23 protein-coding genes and 1 pseudogene are annotated in these 23548 nt (G+C 71.8%); 21 read left to right on the top strand and 3 right to left on the bottom strand.

The window, feature by feature from the left end; all coding sequences use genetic code 11:
- Positions 1 to 10 precede the first annotated feature (10 nt).
- The 5 genes from allB to QIY60_RS01870 all read left to right on the top strand — a co-directional run bounded on the left by allB (position 11) and on the right by QIY60_RS01870 (position 5792).
- On the top strand, positions 11 to 1348 hold the full coding sequence (allB, locus tag QIY60_RS01890; RefSeq protein WP_283140794.1) for an allantoinase AllB: 1338 nt from the start codon (positions 11 to 13) through the stop codon (positions 1346 to 1348).
- 4 nt (positions 1349 to 1352) lie between these two features.
- On the top strand, positions 1353 to 2468 hold the full coding sequence (gene alc / locus QIY60_RS01885) for an allantoicase (protein WP_283140793.1): 1116 nt from the start codon (positions 1353 to 1355) through the stop codon (positions 2466 to 2468).
- A gap of 202 nt (positions 2469 to 2670) precedes the next feature.
- Positions 2671 to 3903, top strand: coding sequence for a histidine kinase (locus tag QIY60_RS01880; protein ID WP_283140792.1), 1233 nt, complete (start codon positions 2671 to 2673; stop codon positions 3901 to 3903).
- Positions 3900 to 4580, top strand: a complete 681-nt coding sequence (locus QIY60_RS01875) for a response regulator transcription factor (protein WP_283140791.1) — start codon at positions 3900 to 3902, stop codon at positions 4578 to 4580. The genes QIY60_RS01880 and QIY60_RS01875 overlap by 4 nt, the downstream gene beginning before the upstream one ends.
- Positions 4581 to 4607: 27 nt before the next feature.
- A complete protein-coding gene (locus tag QIY60_RS01870) occupies positions 4608 to 5792 on the top strand; it encodes a cytochrome P450 (protein ID WP_283140790.1) in 1185 nt (394 codons plus the stop codon).
- Between the two features lie 10 nt (positions 5793 to 5802).
- Here QIY60_RS01870 and QIY60_RS01865 read toward each other — a convergent pair whose 3' ends face one another.
- Positions 5803 to 6579 (bottom strand): hypothetical protein, encoded by a 777-nt coding sequence (locus QIY60_RS01865; RefSeq protein ID WP_283140789.1) that lies wholly within the window; start codon positions 6577 to 6579, stop codon positions 5803 to 5805.
- 95 nt (positions 6580 to 6674) lie between these two features.
- Between QIY60_RS01865 and QIY60_RS01860 the strand changes: the two genes are divergently transcribed.
- On the top strand, positions 6675 to 7886 hold the full coding sequence (locus QIY60_RS01860) for a cytochrome P450 (protein WP_283140788.1): 1212 nt from the start codon (positions 6675 to 6677) through the stop codon (positions 7884 to 7886).
- Positions 7887 to 7889: 3 nt separating this feature from the next.
- On the opposite strand, the gene QIY60_RS01855 is transcribed toward QIY60_RS01860, so the two are convergent.
- The gene (locus tag QIY60_RS01855) at positions 7890 to 8888 is read right to left on the bottom strand and encodes a Gfo/Idh/MocA family oxidoreductase (protein ID WP_283140787.1); all 999 of its coding nucleotides are present in this window, start codon (positions 8886 to 8888) and stop codon (positions 7890 to 7892) included.
- Positions 8889 to 9043: 155 nt separating this feature from the next.
- Here QIY60_RS01855 and QIY60_RS01850 point away from each other — a divergent pair, with 155 nt between their 5' ends.
- The 15 genes from QIY60_RS01850 (at position 9044) to QIY60_RS01780 (ending at position 22538) form a co-directional block, all read left to right on the top strand.
- Positions 9044 to 9763, top strand: coding sequence for a GntR family transcriptional regulator (locus QIY60_RS01850; RefSeq protein ID WP_283145791.1), 720 nt, complete (start codon positions 9044 to 9046; stop codon positions 9761 to 9763).
- Between the two features lie 140 nt (positions 9764 to 9903).
- Complete coding sequence (locus QIY60_RS01845; RefSeq protein WP_283140786.1) at positions 9904 to 10908, top strand: sugar ABC transporter substrate-binding protein; 1005 nt, start codon at positions 9904 to 9906, stop codon at positions 10906 to 10908.
- A gap of 128 nt (positions 10909 to 11036) precedes the next feature.
- Complete coding sequence (locus tag QIY60_RS01840) at positions 11037 to 12020, top strand: sugar ABC transporter substrate-binding protein (protein ID WP_283145790.1); 984 nt, start codon at positions 11037 to 11039, stop codon at positions 12018 to 12020.
- Positions 12017 to 13066, top strand: coding sequence for an ABC transporter permease (locus tag QIY60_RS01835; RefSeq protein WP_283140785.1), 1050 nt, complete (start codon positions 12017 to 12019; stop codon positions 13064 to 13066). Before QIY60_RS01840 ends, QIY60_RS01835 begins: the two co-directional genes overlap by 4 nt.
- Positions 13063 to 13908 carry an ATP-binding cassette domain-containing protein gene (locus QIY60_RS01830; protein ID WP_283140784.1) on the top strand — a complete coding sequence of 282 codons (846 nt, stop codon included), beginning with the start codon at positions 13063 to 13065 and terminating at the stop codon, positions 13906 to 13908. The genes QIY60_RS01835 and QIY60_RS01830 overlap by 4 nt, the downstream gene beginning before the upstream one ends.
- A 181-nt stretch (positions 13909 to 14089) precedes the next feature.
- A complete protein-coding gene (locus tag QIY60_RS01825; protein ID WP_283140783.1) occupies positions 14090 to 15238 on the top strand; it encodes an ROK family glucokinase in 1149 nt (382 codons plus the stop codon).
- Positions 15238 to 15828: a hypothetical protein gene (locus QIY60_RS01820; RefSeq protein ID WP_283140782.1), complete on the top strand. Its 591-nt coding sequence runs from the start codon at positions 15238 to 15240 to the stop codon at positions 15826 to 15828. Before QIY60_RS01825 ends, QIY60_RS01820 begins: the two co-directional genes overlap by 1 nt.
- 74 nt (positions 15829 to 15902) lie before the next feature.
- Positions 15903 to 17228, top strand: a complete 1326-nt coding sequence (locus QIY60_RS01815; RefSeq protein WP_283140781.1) for an alpha/beta fold hydrolase — start codon at positions 15903 to 15905, stop codon at positions 17226 to 17228.
- Between the two features lie 42 nt (positions 17229 to 17270).
- A complete protein-coding gene (locus QIY60_RS01810) occupies positions 17271 to 17909 on the top strand; it encodes an MBL fold metallo-hydrolase (RefSeq protein ID WP_283140780.1) in 639 nt (212 codons plus the stop codon).
- Between the two features lie 39 nt (positions 17910 to 17948).
- Positions 17949 to 18728 (top strand): exodeoxyribonuclease III, encoded by a 780-nt coding sequence (locus tag QIY60_RS01805; protein WP_283140779.1) that lies wholly within the window; start codon positions 17949 to 17951, stop codon positions 18726 to 18728.
- 58 nt (positions 18729 to 18786) lie between these two features.
- Entirely contained in the window at positions 18787 to 19221 is a 435-nt protein-coding gene (locus QIY60_RS01800) for a DUF6278 family protein (RefSeq protein WP_283140778.1), read from the top strand.
- A 126-nt stretch (positions 19222 to 19347) separates the two neighbouring features.
- Positions 19348 to 20091, top strand: coding sequence for an amino acid ABC transporter ATP-binding protein (locus QIY60_RS01795; RefSeq protein WP_283140777.1), 744 nt, complete (start codon positions 19348 to 19350; stop codon positions 20089 to 20091).
- Between the two features lie 19 nt (positions 20092 to 20110).
- Positions 20111 to 21016: a glutamate ABC transporter substrate-binding protein gene (locus QIY60_RS01790; RefSeq protein WP_283140776.1), complete on the top strand. Its 906-nt coding sequence runs from the start codon at positions 20111 to 20113 to the stop codon at positions 21014 to 21016.
- 8 nt (positions 21017 to 21024) lie between these two features.
- Positions 21025 to 21669, top strand: coding sequence for an amino acid ABC transporter permease (locus tag QIY60_RS01785; protein WP_283140775.1), 645 nt, complete (start codon positions 21025 to 21027; stop codon positions 21667 to 21669).
- Entirely contained in the window at positions 21666 to 22538 is an 873-nt protein-coding gene (locus QIY60_RS01780; protein WP_283140774.1) for an amino acid ABC transporter permease, read from the top strand. Before QIY60_RS01785 ends, QIY60_RS01780 begins: the two co-directional genes overlap by 4 nt.
- 34 nt (positions 22539 to 22572) lie before the next feature.
- On the opposite strand, the pseudogene QIY60_RS01775 reads toward QIY60_RS01780, so the two are convergent.
- Positions 22573 to 23469, bottom strand: a pseudogene (locus tag QIY60_RS01775) (CocE/NonD family hydrolase C-terminal non-catalytic domain-containing protein); the annotation flags it as partial.
- Positions 23470 to 23548: the final 79 nt, after the last annotated feature.

Here is a 23548-nt window from a genome sequence, read left to right as displayed (position 1 = left end):
AGGGGCTCGGGTGTCCGACGTCAACCTGGTACTGCGCTCGTCGCGCGTCATCACGCCCGACGGCACCCGCCCGGCCTCGGTCGCCGTCGCCGGCGGGGTGATCGACGCCGTACTGCCGTACGACGCCGAGGTGCCCGCCGGGGCGCGCCTGGAGGACTTCGGCGACGACGTGCTGCTGCCCGGCCTCGTCGACTGCCACGTGCACGTGAACGACCCGGGCCGCACCGAGTGGGAGGGCTTCTGGACCGCCACCCGGGCCGCGGCCGCGGGCGGCATCACCACCCTCGTCGACATGCCGCTCAACTCCCTGCCGCCGACCACCACGGTCGCGAACCTCCGCGTCAAGCAGGAGGTCGCCCGCTCCAAGGCGCACGTGGACGTCGGCTTCTGGGGCGGCGCGCTGCCCGACAACGTCAAGGACCTGCGGCCGCTCCACGACGCCGGTGTCTTCGGCTTCAAGGCGTTCCTCTCGCCCTCCGGCGTCGAGGAGTTCCCCGAGCTCACTCAGGACCGGCTGGCACAGTCGCTCGCCGAGATCGCGGGCTTCGACGGGCTGCTGATCGTGCACGCCGAGGACCCGCACGAGCTGGCGGCGGCGCCGCAGACGCCCGGCCCCAAGTACGCCGACTTCCTGGCCAGCCGCCCGCGCGTCTCCGAGAACACCGCCATCGAGTCCCTGATCGCCGCCGCCAAGCGGGTCGGCGCCCGGGTGCACATCCTGCACCTGTCGTCGTCCGACGCGCTGCCGGTGATCGCCGCCGCCAAGCGCGAGGGCGTCCGGCTCACCGTCGAGACCTGCCCGCACTACCTCACCCTCACCGCCGAGGAAGTCCCGGACGGCGCGAGCGAGTTCAAGTGCTGCCCGCCGATCCGCGAGGCCGCCAACCAGGACCTGCTGTGGGCGGCGCTCGCCGACGGCACCATCGACTGCGTCGTCACCGACCACTCGCCGTCCACCGCCGACCTCAAGACCGAGGACTTCGCCACCGCCTGGGGCGGTATCTCCGGCCTTCAGCTCAGCCTCTCCGCCGTCTGGACGGAGGCGCGCAGGCGCGGCCATACCCTGGAGGACGTGGTGCGCTGGATGTCCTCCGCCACCGCGGGCCTGGTCGGCCTGGAGCGCAAGGGTGCCATCGAGGCCGGCCGCGACGCCGACTTCGCCGTGCTCGCCCCCGACGCGACCTTCACCGTCGACCCGGCGGAACTCCAGCACCGCAACCGCGTCACCGCGTACGCGGGCAAGACCCTGCACGGTGTCGTCAAGTCGACCTGGCTGCGCGGCGAGCGCATCCAGGAGAACGGCACCCTCACCGAGCCCACCGGCCGCCTGCTCGAAAGGAACAACTGAAACCGTGAGCGAGATCCCTTCCTTCACCGGTGACGCCAGCCCCTACGGCGGCGGCGACCCGTACGCGGACTACCGCACCGCCGACTTCCCGTTCACGCAGTACGCGGACCTCGCCGACCGGCGTCTGGGCGCGGGCGTCATCGCCGCCAACGACGAGTTCTTCGCCGAGCGCGAGAACCTCCTCAAGCCCGACGCCGCCGAGTTCGACCCCGAGCACTTCGGCCACAAGGGCAAGATCATGGACGGCTGGGAGACCCGCCGCCGCCGCGGCGTCTCGGCCGCGCAGCCGCACCCCACCGCCGACGACCACGACTGGGCCCTGGTGCGCCTGGGCGCCCCCGGCGTGGTGCGCGGCATCGTCGTCGACACCGCCCACTTCCGCGGCAACTACCCGCAGGCCGTCTCCGTCGAGGCCACCTCGGTGGCGGGCTCCCCGTCGCCCGAGGACCTGCTCGCCGACGACGTGAAGTGGGTGACCCTGGTACCCCGTACGGCGGTCGGCGGCCACGCGGCCAACGGGTTCGCCGTCGACGTCGAGCAGCGCTTCACGCACCTGCGCGTCAACCAGCACCCCGACGGCGGCATCGCCCGGCTGCGCGTGTACGGCGAGGTCGCCCCGGACCCGAAGTGGCTCGCGGTCCTCGGCACCTTCGACCTCGCGGCGCTGGAGAACGGCGGCCAGGTCGAGGACGCCTCCGACCGCTTCTACTCGCCCGCCACCAACACCATCCAGCCGGGCCGCTCCCGCAAGATGGACGACGGCTGGGAGACCCGCCGCCGCCGCGACAAGGGCAACGACTGGATCCGCTACCAGTTGGCGGCGCAGTCCGAGATCCGCGCGGTCGAGATCGACACCGCCTACCTCAAGGGCAACTCGGCGGGCTGGGCGGCGCTCTCGGTGCGCGACGGCGAGTCCGGCGAGTGGCGCGAGATCCTGCCCCGCACCCGGCTGCAGCCCGACACCAACCACCGGTTCGTCCTCGACGCCCCGGCGGTCGCCACGCACGTGCGCATCGACATCTTCCCCGACGGCGGCATCTCCCGCCTGCGTCTGTTCGGCTCGCTGACGAGCGACGGCGCGGCCCGGCTGAACGCCCGCCACCAGGAACTGGGCGGCTGACGACACCCCCCCTTGCGCGGCGCCCCGCGCCCCTTAAGGGGCGCGGGGAACTGCGCGACCAGCCACGCACGGTCCGCGGCCAAACCACACCGCACTCCCAGCGGAGCGCCCCGCACGGCGAAAGTCTCGCACCGTACGACTTTGGTAGCGCGCCCCGCCCGGAACCCACCACCCCACCCATGGCCTGCGTAGCGTTGGTGGCATGACACGCGCTGGTCCCGAATACCGCTGGCTGCTGCCGTCCGCCGTCGTCGCCCCCGAGCTGCCGGGCGACCGGTCCGAGGGGCGCGGGCCGCGCCGTACCGTACGGGACTGGGTCGTCGACACCTGCGCCTTCCTCGGCGCCGCGCTGATCGGCGTGCTCGCCGCCGACGCCATGAACCAGGCGTCCGACTACTCCGAGACCCTTCAGGCGATCGACCAGCTGGTGGGGGCCCTCGCCTGCTGCGCGGTCTGGCTGCGCAGGCGGTGGCCGGTGGGGCTCGCCGCCGTGCTGGTCGTCGTCACCACCGTGGCACCGGTCGCCGTCGGGGCGCTGCTCGTCGCGCTCTTCGGCCTGGCCGTGCACCGGCCGCTCAAGCCCGCCGTCGCGATCGTCGGCGCCGCCGCCGTGGTCGGCTCGGTGCTGCAACCGGTGATCCGCCCCGACCCGAGCACGGGCCTGGCGGCCAGTGTCGTCATCGGCACGGTGATGGTCCTGTTCGCCATGGGCTGGGGCATGCTGGTGCGCGCCCGTCGCCAGCTCGTCGTGGCGCTGCGCGAGCGGGCCGTACGGGCCGAGGCGGAGGCCGCGCTGCGGGCCGAGAACGCCCAGCGGCTCGCCCGCGAGGCCATCGCCCGCGAGATGCACGACGTGCTGGCCCACCGGCTCACCCTGCTCAGCGTGCACGCGGGCGCTCTGGAGTTCCGCCCCGACGCGCCCCCGGCCGAGGTCGCCCGCGCCGCCGGGGTCATCCGCGACAGCGCCCACGAGGCCCTCCAGGACCTGCGCCAGATCATCGGCGTGCTGCGCAGCCCCGACGAGGGCGCCGAGGACCGCCCCCAGCCGACGCTCGCCACCCTGGACGCGCTGGTCGCCGAGTCCCGCGAGGCCGGGATGAAGGTCACTCTGGACAGCCGGATCGGGGATCCGGACGGCGTCCCGGCGGCCACCGGGCGCAACGCCTACCGCATCGCCCAGGAGGCCCTCACCAACGCCCGCAAGCACGCCCCCGGCGCCGAGGTCACCGTGACCGTCGACGGCCGCCCGGGCGACGGGCTCACCGTCGAGGTGCGCAACCCGGCGCCCGTCGGCGACGTACCGGAGGTGCCCGGGTCGGGCCAGGGGCTGATCGGGCTGACCGAGCGCGCCACGCTCGCGGGCGGCCGCCTGGAGCACGGGCGCACGCCCGATGGCGGGTTCGAGGTCCGCGCCTGGCTACCGTGGCCCTCATGACCATCCGGCTCCTGGTCGTCGACGACGACCCCCTCGTCCGCGCGGGACTCACCTTCATGTTCGGCGGCTCCGACGACCTGGAGATCGTGGGGGAGGCCTCCGACGGCTCCCAGGTCGAGGAGCTGACCGACCGGCTGCGCCCGGACGTGGTCCTGATGGACATCCGGATGCCGAACGTCGACGGGCTCACCGCCACCGAGACCCTGCGCGCCCGCCCCGACGCCCCCGAGGTCATCGTCCTGACCACCTTCCACGCCGACGAGCAGGTGGTACGGGCGCTGCGCGCCGGGGCCGCCGGGTTCGTCCTGAAGGACACCGCGCCCGCCGAGATCGTCGCCGCCGTACGCCGGGTCGCGGCGGGCGAGCCGGTGCTCTCCCCGGCCGTCACCCGCCAGCTGATGCACCAGGTCGCGGGCGCACCGGAGGGCTCCGGCGACCGGGCGGCCCGGGCCCGGGCGAGGATCGGGCAACTCGCCGAGCGGGAGCGGGAGGTGGCCGTCGCCGTCGGCCGCGGCCAGTCGAACGCGGAGATCTCCGCCGCCCTGTTCCTCAGCGTCCCCACGGTGAAGACCCACGTCTCGCGCGTGCTGGCCAAGCTGGGCCTCAACAACCGTGTCCAGATCGCGCTGCTCGTCCACGACGCCGGACTCCTCGACGAGGACGGCGACGTACGCTGAATCGAACAACCGAAGGGGGAACCGAGCATGCCGCTCGTCGATCTGCGCGACCACGGGGACTTCACCGCCAACCCGTATCCGTACTACGCGAAGCTGCGCGCGGAGGGGCCGGTGCACCGCGTCCGCACCTCTGAGGTGGACGAGGTGTGGCTGATCGTCGGACACGACGAGGCGCGGGCCGCGCTCGCCGACGCCCGGCTCTCCAAGGACTGGCGGGCGGTCTCCGAAGAGCCCGACGCCTTCACCGCGGTGAGCGCCAACATGCTGGACTCGGACCCGCCGCAGCACACCCGGCTGCGCAAACTGGTGGCCCGCGAGTTCACCTCGCGCCGGATCGAGGCGCTGCGCCCGCGCGTCCAGGAGATCGCCGACGGGCTGCTCGACACCATGCTGGCCGCCCCCGGCCGCACGGCCGACCTGGTCGACTCGTTCGCCTTCCCGCTGCCGATCACCGTCATCTGCGAACTCCTCGGCGTGCCGGACCTGGACCGGGAGACCTTCCGCAGACTCTCCAACGAGGCCGTCGCCCCCACCCAGAACGACGGCACGAACACCGCGATGCTGGAGATGGGCGCCTATCTGGTGCAGCTCATCGAGGACAAGCGCGCCACCGCCCCCGCCGACGACCTGATGAGCGCGCTCATCCGCACCCGGCACGAAGACGGCGACAAGCTGTCCCCCGACGAGCTCATCGGCATGGCCTTCCTGCTCCTCGTCGCGGGCCACGAGACCACCGTCAACCTCATCTCCAACGGGGTACGGGCGCTGCTCGCCCACCCCGAGCAACTGGCCGCGCTGCGCGCCGACTTCGACGGGCTGATCGACGGCGCGATCGAGGAGATGCTGCGCTACGACGGCCCGGTGGAGACGGCCACGTACCGGTTCACGAAGGAGGCCGTCGAGTGCGGCGGCACGGTCATCCCCGCCGGGGCGGCCGTCCTCGTCGCCCTCGCCGCCGCCGGGCGCGACCCCGCCCGCCACCCCGACCCGGACCGCTTCGACATCCGCCGGACCCCGCAGAGCCACCTCGGCTTCGGGCACGGCATCCACTACTGCCTGGGCGCCCCGCTCGCCCGGATGGAAGGGCGCATCGCGATCCGTACGCTCCTGGAGCGCGCCCCCGGCCTCGAACTCGACCCGGACGGGGGTCCGTTGGAGTGGCTGCCGGGGATGCTCATCCGGGGCGTGCGCCATCTGCCGGTGCGCTGGTGAGGCCCGGCGCTCACGCCTTGCGGGCCGCCGCCGCCCTGCGCCGGTGCTCGCCGCGCAGTACCAGGCCCGGCCACTCGTCCCCGTACGCGCCGCACGCCGAAACCGACCACAGCGACCACTGCTGCGGCACCGAGTAGTACGGCACCAGCATCCGCGCGGTGCGCAGCCGGGACACCTTCACCGGGACCAGCGCGGGCAGCACGTCCGGCTGCTGGCCCGCCAGGATCGCCTTGCGGCAGGACGGGCAGGCGGGGCGGCGGTCCGCCGCCGCCTCGCGCGGGCCGGTCCGGCGCCGGGCCCGCTGCCGGTGCTGTTTGCGCGCGGGCGGCCCGCCGCTCTCGGCCGCCGCGTGCAGCGGGTTGTAGTAGCAGCGCTCGGGCGGCCTCGGCGCAGGCTGCCCCGCGCGGCGGGCGTGCAGCGCGGCGAACCGGACCAGGGCGCGCTCGGCCAGGACCGCGGCGGCGGCCAGGTCCGGCAGGTCGGCCGCCTCGTCCAGGAGCTTGCCCGCGGCCTGGAAGGCGTCGAGCACCCACGCGTAGTCGTGCCCGTCCCGCGCGTCCCCGCCGGGCCTCGGCGCGTCCGGACCGCCCGGCCCGACCGGGAGTTCGGCCGCGCGCAGCACATCGCCGACGGCCGTCACCCGGGCCGACACCAGCCGCTCCAGGCGCTTGCGCGCCGTCTCCCACTCGTCGAGGACCCGCTGCTGCTCCTCCTTCGACGGTTCCCACGTCCGCTGTGCGGGCATGCCCGGACGCAGCACCCCCATGAACCACCAACGCTTCAGCACCGAGCCTCCCCTCGCTGTGACCAGGGTAGAAGCCCCCGAAGCTACTGGAGAGTTAGGGTGAGCCGCTCCGTCACGACGCCCTGAAAGGACCTGCGTTGACCAGCGAAGCCATTGAGGACGCCGTCGTCGATCTCGCCGCTCTCGGTGACGGGTTCACCCGCGACCCCTACTCCGTCTACGCCGAGCTGCGCGAGCGCGGCCCCGTGCACCGCGTCCGGATGCCCGAGGGCGCCGACGCCTGGCTCGTCGTCGGCTACGAGGCGGGCCGTGCCGCGCTCGCCGACCCGCGCCTGTCCAAGGAGTGGCGCAACGCCGACCCTGACCTCGGGGTGAAGCCGGTCGCCTCCGGCACCACCATGCTCAGCTCCGACGCCCCCGCCCACACCCGGCTGCGCAAGCTGGTGACCCGGGAGTTCACTCCGCGCCGGGTCGAGCTCCTCGCCCCGCGCGTCCAGGAGATGACCGACGCGCTGCTCGACGCCATGCTGGAGCGGCCGGACCGCAGGGCCGACCTCGTCGAGGCGCTCTCCTTCCCGCTGCCGATCACCGTCATCGGAGAGCTGCTCGGGGTGCCCGCCCTCGACCAGGACAGCTTCCGCGAGTGGTCCAACACCTCGATATCCGCGCCCGTCCTCGCGGACCGGATGGCGGCGGCCAAGTCCATGTCGGAGTATCTGACCGCGCTCCTGGAGAGCAAGCGCGAGCGGCCCGGCGACGACCTGATGAGCGCGCTGATCACCACCGCCGACGAGGACGGCGACCGGCTGTCGGGCCCCGAACTGCTCGGCATGGCCTGGCTGCTCCTGGTCGCGGGCCACGAGACCACCGTGAACCTGATCTCCAACGGCGTCCTCGCGCTGCTCAGTAACCCCGAGCAACTGGCCGCGCTGCGCGAGGACTTCGACGGGCTCATCGACAACGCGGTGGAAGAGATGCTGCGCTACGACGGCCCGGTGGAGACGCCGACGTACCGCTTCACCACCGAGCCGGTCGACATCGGCGGGACGCCGGTCCCCGGCGGCGGCCAGCTCGTCCTCGTCGCCATGGCCGACGCCAACCGCGACCCGGCCAAGTACGCCGAGCCGTCCCGCTTCGACATCCGACGCGACGCCCGCGGCCATGTGGCCTTCGGGCACGGCATCCACTACTGCCTGGGCGCGCCGCTGGCCCGCCTGGAGGCGCGGATCGCCGTCCGCTCGCTCCTGGAGCGCTGTCCCGACCTGGCGCTCGACATCCATCCGGCGGCGCTGACCTGGCGTTCGGGGATGCTGGTGCGCGGCCCGGAGAGCCTGCCGGTCAGCTGGTGAGCGTCACTCGGTGAACTCCGCCACGGCGACCGGGCGGCGCTCGTGCCGCGAGCGCTCGCACGCCTCCGCGACGCGCAGCGCGTGCAGCGCCTCCCGGCCGTCGCAGGGGTTCGCCAGCTCGCCCCGCACGACCCGTACGAAGGCGTCGAGCTCGGCCCGGTAGGCGGGGGCGAACCGCTCCAGGAAGCCGGGCCAGGGCTTCCCGGCGGGCGCGGGCGCCCCCGGCTCGGCCGAGGTCAGCGGGGTGCGCTCGCCGAGCCCCACGGCCAGCTGGTCGCGGTCCCCGGCGAGCTCCATCCGTACGTCGTACCCGGCGCCGTTGCACCGGGTCGCCGTCGCCGTGGCGAGGGTGCCGTCGTCGAGGGTGAGGAGGGCCGCGGCCGTGGAGACGTCGCCCGCCTCGCGGAACATCGCGGGTCCGGCGTCCGAGCCGGTCGCGTACACCTCGGTGACCTCGCGGCCGGTCACCCACCGCAGGCTGTCGACGTCGTGGACCAGGCAGTCGCGGTAGAGGCCGCCGGAGAGCGGCAGATACGCGGCGGGCGGCGGCGCAGGGTCCGAGGTGATCGCCCGTACGGTGTGCAGCCGCCCGAGCCCGCCCGCCCGTACCCGCTCGCGGGCCGCCGCGTACCCGGCGTCGAAGCGCCGCATGAACCCGATCTGCAGGACCGTCCCCGCGCTCTCGACCTCGTCCAGGGCCGCCATCGTCCCGGCCAGGTCGAGGGCGATCGGCTTCTCGCAGAAGACGGGGAGCCCGGCGCGGGCCGCGCGGGCGATCAGGCCGGCGTGCGCGGCGGTCGCCGAGGCGATCACCACCGCGTCCGGGCCGGCCGCGAAGAGCCCGTCGACCGTGGCGGCCGCGGCCCCGGTCCTCGCCGCGGCCTCGGCGGCCCGCGCGGGGTCGGCGTCGGCGACGACGAGCTCGGTGACCGAGGGGTGGCGGGCCAGCACCTCCGCGTGGAAGGAGCCGATACGTCCCGTTCCGATGAGTCCGATACGCATGGCCAAAAGGTGGCGGTGCCCGAACGTCCTGTCAAGAGTTTGTCCTGACAATCAGACTTCACGACTTCCCGTCAACATGCCCCGCGCACTACGCTCACCCCGTGTCCAAGCAGCCCAGAACCGTGCCGGATCCCGCCGTGCCGCTCCAGCTCAGCGTGGACCGCACCAGCCCGGTCCCGCTCTACTTCCAGCTGTCCCAGCAACTGGAGGCGGCCATCGAGCGGGGCACCCTCACGCCCGGCAGCCTCCTCGGCAACGAGATCGACCTCGCGGGCCGCCTCGGCCTGTCCCGCCCCACCGTCCGCCAGGCCATCCAGGCCCTGGTCGACAAGGGCCTCCTGGTGCGCCGCCGGGGCGTCGGTACCCAGGTGGTGCACAGCCAGGTCAAGCGCCCCCTGGAGCTGAGCAGCCTCTACGACGACCTGGAGGCGGCCGGGCAGAAACCCGCCACCAAGGTGCTGCGCAACACCGTGGAACCGGCCACCGCGGAAGTGGCGGCGGCGCTCGGCGTGCCCGAGGGCGGCGACGTCCACCTGGTGGAGCGGCTGCGGTACGCCCACGGCGAGCCGATGGCCGAGCTGCGCAACTACCTGCCGACCGGGCTGCTCGCGCTCGACACCGCGCATCTGGAGGCCACCGGCCTGTACCGGCTGATGCGCGGCGCGGGCATCACGCTGCACAGCGCCCGGCAGTCGGTGGGGGCGCGGGCCGCGACCGCCGCCGAGGCGGAGCTGCTCGCCGAGGCGGAGGGCGCGCCGCTGCTGACCATGCAGCGCACCACCTTCGACGACACCGGGCGGGCCGTGGAATTCGGCACGCACGTCTACCGGGCGTCGCGGTACGCCTTCGAGTTCCAGCTGCTCGTACGGCCGTGAGGGCGCGGCTCGTACGCCGTGCTCGTACACCCCATTCGTACATCACGTAAGAATGTTCGGACAAAGTATTGACGGGGTCGCGCGCCCGCCGCTAGAACTCACGTGCCGCAACCGGGCGGCCGGGACGGAAGGCGGACCTCATGCGCATACCCCGCACCGCGGCCACGGCGACGGCGGTCGTCGCGGCTCTCGCACTCACGGTCGCCGGATGCAGCAGCTCGGGCGGCAAGAGCTCGGAGGACAAGACAGAGGGCGCCTCGGGCGGCGGCAAGGGCGTCTCCACACCGCGGATGAAGATCGCGATGATCACCCATTCGGGCGAGGGCGACACCTTCTGGGACATCGTGCAGAGCGGCGCGAAACAGGCCGCCGCCAAGGACAACGTCGACTTCCTCTATTCGGCCAACAAGGAGGGCCAGCAGCAGTCGCAGCTGGTCCAGGCGGCCATCGATCAGAAGGTCGACGGGATCGTGGTCACCCTGGCCAAGCCCCAGGCCGTCCAGGACGTCGTCAAGAAGGCGGTCGCGGCGGGCATCCCGGTCGTCACCGTCAACTCCGGTGCCCAGTACTCCAAGCAGCTCGGCGCGCTCGGCCACATCGGGCAGGACGAGGGCGTCGCGGGCGAGGCCGTCGGAGAGCAGCTCAACGCGAACAGCAGGAAGAAGGCCGTCTGTGTCATCCACGAGCAGGGCAACGTGTCGCTGGAAGAGCGGTGCGCCGGAGTCAAGAAGACCTTCAAGGGCTCGGTCGAGAACCTGAACGTCGACGGGACCAACACGCCCGCCGCCACGTCCTCCATCGAGGCGAAACTCCAGGCGGGCAAGGACATCGACGCGGTGGTCACGCTCGGCGCGCCGATCGCGGCCGCCGCGGTCAAGGCCAAGGGCGACGCGGGCAGCTCCGCCGAGGTCGACACCTTCGACCTCAACGCCGCCGTGATCAAGCAGTTCAAGGCCAAGGAGATCGGCTTCGCGGTCGACCAGCAGCCCTATCTCCAGGGGTATCTGGCGGTCGACGAACTGTGGCTCAACAAGACCAACGGCAATGTCGTCGGCGGCGGCAGGCCGGTCCTCACCGGCCCCGCGATCGTCACCGAGAAGGACGTGCCGGCGCTGGAGAAGTACACCGCTCGCGGTACCCGATGATCCGCCGCCGACCTCACGTGACCCATACTTGGGCGGCCGGGGCAGGTCCGCACCAGTCCCGGACGCACCTGGGAGTACAGCAAGAGGAGCACGGCGTCGTGGCAAGGGTTCGGACAGGGGTACGCGCGATCGGCGCGGTGCTGGCGGCGGTGCTCGGAGCTTCCCTGGTGGGATGCAGCAGTACCGGGGGCAAGCGCGCCGAGGACGCGCGCAAGGCCGCCTCGGCGCAGGGCAAGGCGGCGGTGAACACGCCCCGCTGGAAGATCGCCATGATCACCCACTCGGGCGACGGCGACACCTTCTGGGACATCGTCCAGAGCGGCGCCAAGCAGGCCGCCGTCAAGGACAACATCGACTTCCTGTACTCGCACAGCGACCAGGGCCAGCAGCAGGCGCAGTTCGTGCAGGCGGCCATCGACCAGAAGGTCGACGGGATCGTCGTCACACTCGCGAAGCCCGACGCCATGAAGGACGTCGTCGCCAAGGCCGCCAAGGCGGGCATCCCGGTGATCACGGTGAACTCGGGCTCCGAGAAGTCGAAGGAGTACGGCGCGCTCACCCACATCGGGCAGGACGAGACCATCGCGGGCGAGGCCGTCGGCGAGGAGCTCAACAAGCGCGGCAAGAAGAAGGCGCTGTGCGTCCTGCACGAGCAGGGCAACGTGGGCCACGAGCAGCGCTGCGCGGGCACCAAGAAGGCCTTCAAGGGCGAGCTGCAGAACCTCTACGTCACGGGCACCAACATGCCCGACGTGCAGTCCTCCATCGAGGCCAAGCTCCAGGCGGGCAAGGACATCGACGCGGTGGTCACCCTCGGCGCGCCGTTCGCGGACACCGCCGTCAAGGCCAAGAACTCCGCGGGCAGCTCTGCCGAGGTCGACACCTTCGACCTGAACGCCAAGGTCGCGGCCGAGCTCAAGGACGGCACCCTCGGCTTCGCGGTCGACCAGCAGCCCTACCTCCAGGGGTACGAGGCCGTGGACCTGCTCTGGCTCTACAAGTACAACGGCGACGTGCTCGGCGGCGGGCTGCCCGTGCTGACCGGACCCCAGATCATCACCAAGGACGCGGCCGCCAAGCTGGAGGACTACACGAAGCGGGGGACCCGATGACCGCCACCGCCCCAGCGCCCGCGTCCGCGAAGGACGAGCGGCTGATCCACCGGTCGGTGCTGCGCAAGCTGCTCGGCCGCCCGGAGCTCGGCTCGGTCGTCGGCGCCATCGCCGTCTTCGTCTTCTTCTCGATCGTCGCGGACAGCTTCCTGCGGGCCTCCAGCCTCTCGACCGTCCTGTACGCGGCGTCGACCATCGGCATCATGGCGGTGCCGGTGGCGCTGCTGATGATCGGCGGCGAGTTCGACCTGTCGGCCGGTGTGCTGGTGACGACGTCGGCGCTGGTGTCGTCGATGTTCAGCTACCAGATGACGGCGAACGTCTGGGTGGGCGTCGGGGTCTCGCTGCTGACCACGCTCGCCCTCGGCGCCTTCAACGGCTTCATGCTGACCCGTACCAAACTGCCCAGCTTCATCATCACGCTCGGCACCTTCCTCATGCTGACCGGCCTCAACCTCGGCTTCACCAAGCTGATCAGCGGCACGGTCTCCACCAAGTCCATCGCCGACATGGAGGGCTTCGCCTCCGCGAAGAAGGTGTTCGCCTCCCAGCTGTCCATCGGCTCGGTCGACCTCAAGGTCACCATCCTGTGGTGGTTCGGCCTGGTCGCGCTCGCCACCTGGGTCCTGCTGCGCACCCGCTTCGGCAACTGGATCTTCGCGGTCGGCGGGGAGGCCGACGCGGCCCGCGCGGTCGGCGTGCCGGTCTACAAGACCAAGATCGGCCTGTACATGGGGGTGGCGTTCGCCGCCTGGATCTCCGGCCAGCACCTTCTTTTCTCGTTCGACGTGGTCCAGTCGGGCGAGGGCGTCGGCAACGAGCTCATCTACATCATCGCGGCCGTCATCGGCGGCTGTCTGATCACCGGCGGCTACGGCTCCGCGATCGGCTCCGCGGTCGGCGCGTTCATCTTCGGCATGACCAGCAAGGGCATCGTCTACGCCGAGTGGAACCCGGACTGGTTCAAGTTCTTCCTGGGAGCGATGCTCCTGCTGGCCACCCTGCTCAACGCATGGGTGCGCAAGCGGGCGGAGGCGACGGCATGACGGACGCGACCCTGACCAAGAGCACCGAGAGCCCCCTCGTGGAGCTCGACGACGTCAGCAAGTACTACGGCAACATCCGCGCCCTCGAAGGCGTCTCCCTGGAGGTGCACGGCGGCGAGATCACCTGTGTGCTGGGTGACAACGGCGCCGGCAAGTCCACCCTCATCAAGATCATCGCGGGGCTTCACCGGCACGACGCGGGCGCCTTCCGCATCGAGGGCGAGGACGTCTCGCTCAGCAACCCGCGCGAGGCGCTCGACCGGGGCATCGCCACCGTCTACCAGGACCTCGCGGTCGTCCCGCTGATGCCGGTGTGGCGCAACTTCTTCCTCGGCTCCGAGCCGACCAAGGGCGCGGGCCCCTTCAAGCGCCTCGACGTCGACCTGATGCGCCGCACCACCCGCTCGGAGCTGCTGCGCATGGGCATCGACCTGCGCGACGTGGACCAGCCCATCGGCACCCTGTCGGGCGGCGAGCGCCAGTGCGTGGCGATCGCCCGCGCCGTCTACTTCGGTGCCAAGGTCCTGGTCCTGGACGAGCCCACGGCCGCGCTCGGCGTCAAGCAGTCCGGCGTCGTGCTCAAGTACGTGGCGGCCGCCCGGGACGCGGGCCTGGGCGTGGTCCTGATCACGCACAACCCGCACCACGCCTACCTGGTCGGCGACCGCTTCGTCCTGCTCAAGCGCGGCACGATGACCGGCAGCCATCTGCGCACCCAGATCACCCTGGACGAGCTCACCCGCCAGATGGCGGGCGGCAGCGAGCTGGAGGAGCTCAGCCACGAGCTCCAGCGGGCCCCCGAGCCGAACCTCGGCGGCGGGGCCGCCGGCACCGGCAAGTAACGGCCGGGGCCGCCGGGGCGGCACGGGCACACGAGGTCGGGTCCCGGCCGGGGTGGCAGAATCGGGCACGGCGGGCGCCGTCCGCCGCCGGTCACCCCGGCTCCCCGAGACCTCCAGGGACGACACCAGTCGTGCGAGCACTCCAGGACACCCCTCTCCCTCCGCGAAGGGGTGCGGCCCGATGAACACCTACCGAGGCTCCGCCCGGGCCACCGTCCTGCGCACCGTCGGCACCCGCGAGCGCCGCTCGCACCTGACCGCCCCCCGCGTCCCCACCGTCGGCATCGACATCGGCGGCACCAAGGTGATGGCGGGCGTCGTCGACGCCGACGGCACCATCCTGGAGAAGATCCGCACCGAGACGCCGGACAAGTCCAAGAGCCCCAAGGTCGTCGAGGACACCATCACCGAGCTGGTCCTGGACCTCTCGGACCGCCACGACGTGCACGCCGTCGGCATCGGCGCGGCCGGCTGGGTCGACGCCGACCGCAGCACGATCCTCTTCGCCCCGCACCTCGCCTGGCGCAACGAGCCGCTGCGGGACGCCCTCCAGTCCCGGCTCGCCGTCCCGGTCATGGTCGACAACGACGCCAACACGGCCGCCTGGGCAGAGTGGCGGTTCGGCGCGGGCCGCGGCGAGGACCACCTCGTGATGATCACGCTGGGCACCGGCATCGGCGGCGCGATCCTGGAGGACGGCCGGGTCAAGCGCGGCAAGTACGGCGTGGCCGGCGAGTTCGGCCATATGCAGGTCGTGCCCGGCGGCCACCGCTGCCCGTGCGGCAACCGCGGCTGCTGGGAGCAGTACAGCTCGGGCAACGCCCTGGTCCGCGAGGCCCGCGAGCTGGCGATCGCGGACTCGCCGGTGGCGTACAACATCCTGGAGCGGGTCAAGGGCAACATCCCCGACATCACCGGGCCGCTGATCACCGAGCTCGCCCGCGAGGGCGACGCCATGTGCGTCGAGCTCCTCCAGGACATCGGCCAGTGGCTCGGCGTCGGCATCGCCAACCTGGCGGCCGCCCTCGACCCGTCCTGCTTCGTCGTCGGCGGCGGCGTGAGCGCGGCCGACGACCTGCTGATCGGCCCGGCCAGGGACGCCTTCCGGCGCCATCTGACCGGCCGCGGCTACCGGCCCGAGGCCCGTATCGCCAAGGCGCAGCTGGGCCCCGAGGCCGGCATGGTCGGCGCCGCCGACCTCGCCCGGCTGGTCGCCCGCCGCTTCCGCCGCGCCAACCGCCGCCGGGTGGAGCGCTACGAGCGGTACGCCCAGGTCGCCGAGGCCGTACGCAAGTCGAGCTCCGCCCGTACCACCCAGGGATCGCCGTGATGACCCCCGCAGAGCGGCCCGCCGTGCCGCGCCAGTCCCCGTCCCCGGACCAGCCGCCGGCCCCGGAGGACCGCCGCCACATGATCCGCCGCCGCTGGCTCACCGCGGTCATCATCGTGCTGCTCATCGGGGTCCCGGCCGGCTACCTGGCCATCTCCGCGGGGCAGAGCCGCGACAGCGGCCGCGACAAGGAGAGCGAGGCCTCGGCGACCGGGCTGCAGAACGACTGGCCGTCCAAGACCCAGCGGCGCATCTACGACGTGCCGGTCCCGTCGTCCGCCACGGACGTCAAGTACTTCGAGACCAACAGCTGGGCGGTCAGCAAGCTGTACGTGCAGTTCAGGACCACCGCAGCCGGTCTCGCCGAGTTCCTGAAGGACTCCGGTACCAGTACGGCGGCGCTGCGGCCCGGTTCGGTGGCGATCGGCGCCTCCGACGCGAAGACGGTCGGCTGGTCGTTCCCGTCGGGCCACGACTGGGCGGGCACCCGGCACGCCCAGAAGGACCCGCTGCCCACGCAGGACATCACGGTGGACGAGAGCGACCCCGACAACCCGGCCGTCTTCGTGGTCTCGACGGCGACGCCGTGACCGGACGGGGGCGTATCGCGACCCCCTGACCGGAGCACCCCGGTCCGCTCACTAGTCTGGAGCGAGTGAGCGAAGTGACTGCAACGCCTGAGACGACTGTGACACCGGAGCAGCCGAAGCCCCCGACCCTCCAGTACCGGATCGACGGCCCCGACGACGCACCGGTACTGGTGCTCGGCCCCTCGCTCGGGACGACCTGGCACATGTGGGACCGCCAGATACCCGAACTCGCCGGAAGCTGGCGGATCGTCCGCTTCGACCTCCCCGGCCACGGCGGCGCCCCGGCCCACCCGGCGGTCTCGGTCTCCGAGCTCGCCGACCGGCTGATCGCCACCCTCGACGAGCTGGGCGTGCACCGCTTCGGCTACGCGGGCAGCGCGATCGGCGCGGCCGTCGGCGCGGACCTGGCCCTGCGCCACCCGCAGCGGCTCGCCTCGCTGGCGCTGATCGCCGCCTCGGCCCGGTTCGGCACCGCCGACGAGTTCCGCCAGCGCGGCGTGGTCGTGCGCAGCAACGGCATGGACCCGATGGCCCGCAGCGCGCCCGAGCGCTGGTTCACGCCCGCGTACGCGGCGGCCCAGCCCGCCATCGTGGAGTGGGCCGTCCAGATGGTCCGCACCACCGACCCCGGCTGCTACATCGCCGCCTGCGAGGCGCTGGCCGCCTTCGACATCCGCGCCGACCTCGCCCGCATCGGCGTCCCCACGCTGGTCCTTGCCGGTGCCGAGGACCGGGTGACCGGGCCCGGCGACGCGCGCACCCTGGTCGCCGGGGTGCCCGACGCCCGGCTCGCGGTGGTGCCCGGCGCCGCGCACCTGGCGCCGGTCGAGCAGCCCGCCGCCGTCACCGACCTGCTGGTGCACCACTTCTCGACGGCCTGGCACGAGACGCTCCCGGCGATCCCGGTACCGCCCGCGCCGCCGGTCGCCGCCGCCCCGCCGTCGCCGCAGACCCTGCACGTGCCCGTCCCCATGGCCGCCGAGCCCGTACCGTCCCCGGCGCCCGAGGGCCCGGGGCGGCCCGACCCGTACGAGCAGGGCATGAAGCTGCGGCGCGAGGTCCTCGGGGACGCGCGCGTGGACGCGGAGACCGCCGACGCCGACGGCTTCACCGGCGACTTCCAGGAGCTCGCCACCCGCTACGCCTGGGGCGAGGTGTGGGCCCGCGACGGGCTCGACCGGCGCACCCGGGCCGTCGTCGCGCTCGCCGCGCTGGTGGCGGGCGGCCACCTCGACGAGGTCGCGGCCCACACCCGCGCCGCGCTGCGGGCCGGGCTCACCCCCGACGAGATCAAGGAAGTGCTGCTCCAGACGTCCGTGTACTGCGGCCTCCCGGCGGCGGGCGCGGCCTTCCGGGCGGCCGCCCAGGTCATCCGCGAGGAGACCACCCCGCAGCCCTGAGCCGTCCGGGCGGCACGGCGCGTGCCGTAGCAGGATGGGGTCATGAGCCTGAAGCTGACCAAGAAGACCCACGCGTGCGTCCGGCTGGAGAAGGACGGCCGGACGCTGGTCATCGACCCCGGCGCCTTCAGCGAGGCGGACGCCGCGCTCGGCGCGGACGCCGTCCTCGTCACCCACGAGCACCCGGACCACTTCGCCGAGGACCGGCTGCGCACGGCGATGGAGGCCAACCCGGCGGCCGAGATCTGGACCCTGCGCAGCGTCGCGGAGAAGATCTCGGCGGCCTTCCCCGGCCGCGTCCACACCGTCGGGCACGGCGACGCCTTCCGCGCGGCCGGGTTCGACGTCCAGGTCCACGGCGAGCTGCACGCGGTGATCCACCCGGACCTCCCGAGGATCACCAACGTCGGCTATCTGGTGGACGGTTCGCTCTTCCACCCCGGCGACGCGCTCACGGTCCCGGACCACCCGGTGGACACGCTGATGCTGCCGGTGCAGGCGCCGTGGAGCAAGATCTCCGAGGTGATCGAGTACGTACGGGAGGTCAAGCCGCGCCGCGCCATCGACATCCACGACGCGCTCCTGACCGACCTCGCCCGGCCCATCTACGACACCCACCTGGGCAATCTGGGCGGCGCCGACCACGCCCGGCTGAGCCCTGGGGACTCCACGGACCTGTGACACGGGTGAGTGTCGGACCCCGCCGTTAGGCTGTCTCGCATGCGCATCGCGACCTGGAACGTCAACTCGATCACTGCCCGGCTGCCCCGTCTCCTGGCCTGGCTGGAGAGCACCGGCACGGATGTGCTGTGCATCCAGGAGACCAAGACCACCCTGGAGGGCTTCCCCGCCGCCGAGCTCCGCGAGCTGGGCTACGAGTCGGCGGTCCACGCGACGGGGAGGTGGAACGGGGTGGCGCTGGTCTCCCGGGTGGGCCTGGACGACGTGGTGCCCGGCCTGCCCGGCGACCCCGGCTTCGAGGACACCCTGGAGCCCCGCGCCGTCTCGGCGACCTGCGGCGGAGTCCGCCTGTGGTCGGTGTACGTGCCGAACGGCCGGGAGGTCGGCCACGGCCACTACGCGTACAAGCTGGCCTGGTTCGAGGCGCTGAGGGCGGCCGTCGCCCAGGACGCGGCGGGGGAGCGGCCGTTCGCGGTGCTCGGTGACTTCAACGTCGCCCCGACCGACGAGGACGTCTTCGACGTGGCGTTCTTCGAGGGCCAGACCCATGTCACCGCGCCCGAGCGGGCCGCGCTCGCCGCGCTGCGCGAGGCGGGCCTGTCCGACGTGGTGCCCCGCCCCCTGAAGTACGACCGGCCGTACACGTACTGGGACTACCGCCAGCTCTCCTTCCCCAAGAACCGGGGCATGCGCATCGACCTGGTGTACGGCAACGCGCCGTTCGCGAAGGCCGTCAAGGACAGCTATGTGGACCGCGAGGAGCGCAAGGGCAAGGGCGCCTCCGACCACGCCCCGGTGGTCGTAGACCTGGAGATCTGAGAATCGCACTCCGCGTGCCCTGTGGTGGCAGGTCTGTGCGAATGGGACGCTTGACGCCATGAACATCCTGGACAACTGGCGCAAGCGGCACGGCTCGCGGCGGACGGCGGCGCTCGCCGAGGCGGTGGAGACCGATCCGGAGGGCGTGGGCGAGCTCCTCGCGGAGTGCGAGCTGCTCCGCGTCAGGGCGCAGCAGGCCGGGCTCGAACTCGACGACAGCCCCGCGTCGTTGGCGGCGCTCGACCAGCTGCCGCCGCACTGGCGGGACGACCCGGAGGAGCTGCCCTGGCTGGGCAACGACGCGGGGCTGTATCTGGGGACCGTGCTGGTGCGCACCGTCGAGGGCGCCTCCTGGCAGGTGTGGCCGGGCGGGGAGCCGGTGGTGCGGCTCGCCTCGGGGCGCGAGATCGACGTGGTGGGCGCCGGGACCGAGTGGGCGGCGAGCGGAACGCCCGAGCTGTCCCAGATCTACGCGGAGGCCGCGGAGATCTGACGGGCCGACCGTCCCCTAACCCAAAATACGGTTTATGTCCTGTTCGTGCGTGTCGAGGTGAAGTCCCTTTCCGGGCTGGATAGTTTGCGCTGACCTCGACACAGCGATGAGTGGGCAGGACAGCGTATGGCCGTCGATCCCTTGATCGAGCTGCGTGACGTCAACAAGCACTACGGGAAGTTGCACGTCCTCCAGGACATCAACCTCACCGTCGGACGCGGGGAGGTGGTGGTCGTCATCGGCCCGTCCGGCTCGGGCAAGTCGACGCTCTGCCGGACGATGAACCGCCTGGAGACCATCGAGTCGGGCACCATCTCCATCGACGGGCAGCCGCTGCCCGAGGAGGGCAAGGGGCTCGCCGCGCTGCGCGCCGAAGTCGGCATGGTCTTCCAGTCCTTCAACCTCTTCGCCCACCGGACCGTCCTCGCCAACGTCTCGCTCGCCCAGATCAAGGTCCGGGGCCGCAAGAAGGAGGAGGCCGACCGGCGCTCGCGCGAACTCCTCGACCGGGTCGGCCTCGCCTCCCAGGCCGACAAGCTGCCCGCGCAGCTCTCCGGCGGCCAGCAGCAGCGCGTCGCCATCGCCCGCGCGCTCGCCATGAGCCCCAAGGTCATGCTCTTCGACGAGCCCACCTCCGCGCTCGACCCGGAGATGATCAACGAGGTCCTGGAAGTCATGCAGCAGCTGGCGCGCGACGGCATGACCATGGTCGTCGTCACCCATGAGATGGGCTTCGCCCGCTCCGCCGCCAACCGCGTCGTCTTCATGGCCGACGGCAGGATCGTCGAGGACCGCACTCCCGACGACTTCTTCACCAACCCGCACAGCGACCGGGCCAAGGACTTCCTCTCCAAGATCCTCAAGCACTGAACGGGGAGTGGACGCAACCATGACGCGTACGCGACGCGCGCTGGCCGCCCTCGCACTGGTCCTGGCCGCCGCCGGGTGCGGCAAGTCGGGCAGCCCGCCGGTCAAGGGCCCCAAGGCCGACCTGCTGCCCCACTACCAGGTCATGACGGGCTTCTCACTGCCCGACTCCCCGGTGTGGCGGCGGGCGAAGAACCGCGGTCACCTGGTCGTCGGCGCCAAGGAGGACCAGCCGTACATGGGCGAGAAGGACCCGGCCACCGGCGTCTACTCGGGCTTCGACATCGAGATCGCCAAGATGATGTCCGCCTCGCTCGGCTTCGACCCCAAGACCATCGCCTTCAAGACCATCGCCTCCGCCAACCGCGAGACCGCGCTGCAGAACGGCCAGGTCGACTACTACGTCGGCACCTACACCATCAACGACAACCGCAAGAAGCTGGTCGGCTTCGCCGGGCCGTACTACCTGGCCGGCCAGGGCCTGCTGGTGCGCACCGACGAGGACGACATCAACGGGCCGCAGGACCTGAACGGCAAGCGCGTCTGCTCGGCCGCGGGCTCCACCCCGTACCAGCGGATCCAGAAGGACTACCCGAAGGCCGAACTCGTCGCGTACGACACGTACTCCGTCTGTGTGGACAACCTGCTCACCTTCCAGGTCGCCGCCGTCACCACCGACGACACCATCCTCAGCGGGTACGCGGCCAAGGTGCCCGACGAGCTGAAGGTGGTCGGCAAGCCGTTCTCCAAGGAGCCGTACGGCGTCGGCGTGCCGCGCGGCGACAACGCCCTGCGGTTCGCCCTCGACAACGCCATCGAGACCCACGAGAAGAACGGCGACTGGCAGAAGGCGTACGACGCCACGCTCGGCCTGTCGGGACGCAAGGCCGCGCCCGCCCCGCCCATCGACCGCTACCCGGCGAGCTGAGGCCCCGCATGGACGTACTGACCAAGAACTTCTCGCTGTACGGCAAGGGCTTCCTCGGCACCGTCGAGCTCACCTTCTACGCCTCGGCCGTGGCCCTCGTGCTCGGCTTCCTGATGGCCTCCTTCCGGGTCTCGCCGGTCGGCTCGTTCCGGGCGCTCGGCACCGTCTGGGTGAACGTGCTCCGCAACACCCCGCTCACGCTGCTCTTCTTCGCGGTGCTGCTCGGGCTGCCGCGCTTCGGCCTGGTGCTCCCCTTCAAGCTGTTCGCGGTGATCGCGCTCGGCTGCTACACCTCGGCGTTCATCTGCGAGGCGCTGCGCTCGGGCATCAACACCGTGCCCACCGGCCAGGGAGAGGCGGCCCGGAGCCTGGGGATGACCTTCAACCAGACCCTGTCGGCCGTGGTCCTGCCGCAGGCCTTCCGCTCGGTCATCCCGCCGGTCGGCTCCACGCTGATCGCCCTCGCCAAGAACTCCGCCATCGCGGGCGCGTTCAGCGTCACCGAGCTGCTCGGCACGTACAAGACGCTCAGCGAGCTCGGCTACGACATCATCTGGACGTTCATCTGGATCGCCCTCGGTTATCTGATCATCACGCTCACCATCAGCGCCGTCTTCAACCTCCTGGAGAAGTACTGGGGAGTCGCCCGATGACCGCACAGCTGTCCAGAGAAGCCACCGCCCTCTACGACATCCCCGGGCCCAAGACGCAGCAGCGGCACCTGCTCTACGGGATCGTCTCCACGGCCCTGATCCTCGCCCTGCTCGGCTGGATCGTCTACCTCCTGTTCGACACCGACCAGTTCACCTCCACCAAGTGGACGCCCTTCGAGTACGAGGGGATCCAGCGGCTGCTGCTGCGCGGGCTCGGCAACACGCTCAAGGCGTTCGGGTTCGCGGCCCTGTTCTCGCTGGTGCTCGGCGCGGTCCTGGCGACCGGGCGGCTCTCCGACCACCGTCCGGTCCGCTGGCTCGCCACGCTGGTGGTCGAGTTCTTCCGCGCCATGCCCGTCCTGGTCATGATCTTCTTCATCTTCGTGGCGCTGAAGGTGCAGCCGTTGCCGGCGCTGGTGGCCGGGCTGACGCTCTACAACGGCTCGGTGCTCGCCGAGGTGTTCCGCTCCGGCGTCAACTCCGTGGAACGCGGCCAGAAGGAGGCGGCATTCTCACTCGGGATGCGCAAGACGCAGGTCATGACGTACGTGCTGGTCCCCCAGGGGATCCGGGCGATGCTGCCGACCATCATCAGCCAGCTGGTGGTCGCGCTGAAGGACACCTCGCTCGGCTATCTGATCACCTATGAGGAGTTCCTGCACGCGGGGAAGCTCATCGCTTCGAATCTCGACTACGATTTGCCGTTCATCCCCGTGGTGATGGTGATCTCGCCGATCTACATCGGGATGTGCATGCTGCTCTCCTGGTTCGCCACCTGGATGGCCAGGAGACAGAAGCGCAATCCCAAGACGGAGGCCGTGGAAGTCGCCCCGGCCGAACCAGGGACGCTGCTGCCGGGAGTGCAGTAGCTAGGGGGCAAGCCCTCCCGGCAGCAGCCGGTGATCACTCTTCGCGGAGAGGGACCGTCAGATACGACGGGTCTGACGCGGGCGAGGAGAAGGTCAGCTGTGCGCCGGTCGGGTTGTGCTCGATGTAGAGCGGGTCGACGGTGTCCACCACCAGTGCCGGACGGTGGCCGGCCGGTACGTCGTACGACGTGGAGAACAGCTCCAGGTCGACGGGGAACGGCCGGCCGGGCGTTTGGCCGTGGAAGGTGTAGGGGGCGTTGCTGACCAGCTTGCCGAGGCCGAGCGGGCCCACGTCGTACAGATATGCGACGAGGGTGCCGCTCTCCTTGGTGGGAGTGACGGTGGTGTGCAGCGCGGCCGTGCCCCGGATGCGGCGCGGCGTGTCGTACCGCTCCGACTGCCAGACCGCCGCGAGCGCGCGCGGCAGCAGCGGGATCGAGGCCATCGGCGGGAGCTTGGTGAACTGGTCCAGGATGTTCGACGGGAACAGGATGCCGCCGTCGGCGCCCGAGTCGACGTTGGCGTTGCCCAGCATGACGGCGGCGCCGTTGCGGTTGATGTCGTCCGGATAGGTGAGCGGCGAGCGCTTGCGGCCCCACTCGATCATGTCCTGCTCCTTGGCCAGGTCCGAGCCGAGGAAGTCCTTGAGGGTCTGCTGGAGTTCGGCGCCGGGGCGGCCGGTGAGGGCGCCGCTGACGCCCAGCATCGCGGCGGCCTGGAGGGGCTGGGTGCGGCCGCTGTAGATCGACTGGATGAGGTCGGCCCAGCCGCTCATCGCGACGACGGCCGAGACGTCGGCGGTGTCCGGCGGGCCCGCGACCTCGATCTCGCCGCCGGAGAGCCAGAAGCCCCGGGAGGTGTAACCGACCACGGTGTGGCCCGCGTCGGCGAGCTTCTGGGCCTGGGCGATGTACTCGATCTGCGGCGAGGCCGAAGGCGACACCGGCGAAGAGGGCCGCAGCCGTGACGGTTCGGGCTGGACCGCAACCCTTGGGTTGGAAGCCCCCCAC

Origin of the sequence: Streptomyces sp. BPTC-684, from assembly GCF_030028635.1 — a bacterium.
In the GTDB taxonomy this organism is placed as follows: domain Bacteria; phylum Actinomycetota; class Actinomycetes; order Streptomycetales; family Streptomycetaceae; genus Streptomyces; species Streptomyces noboritoensis.
Note: the sequence above shows the minus strand (reverse complement) of the source record. Positions and strands in the feature narration are given on the sequence as shown.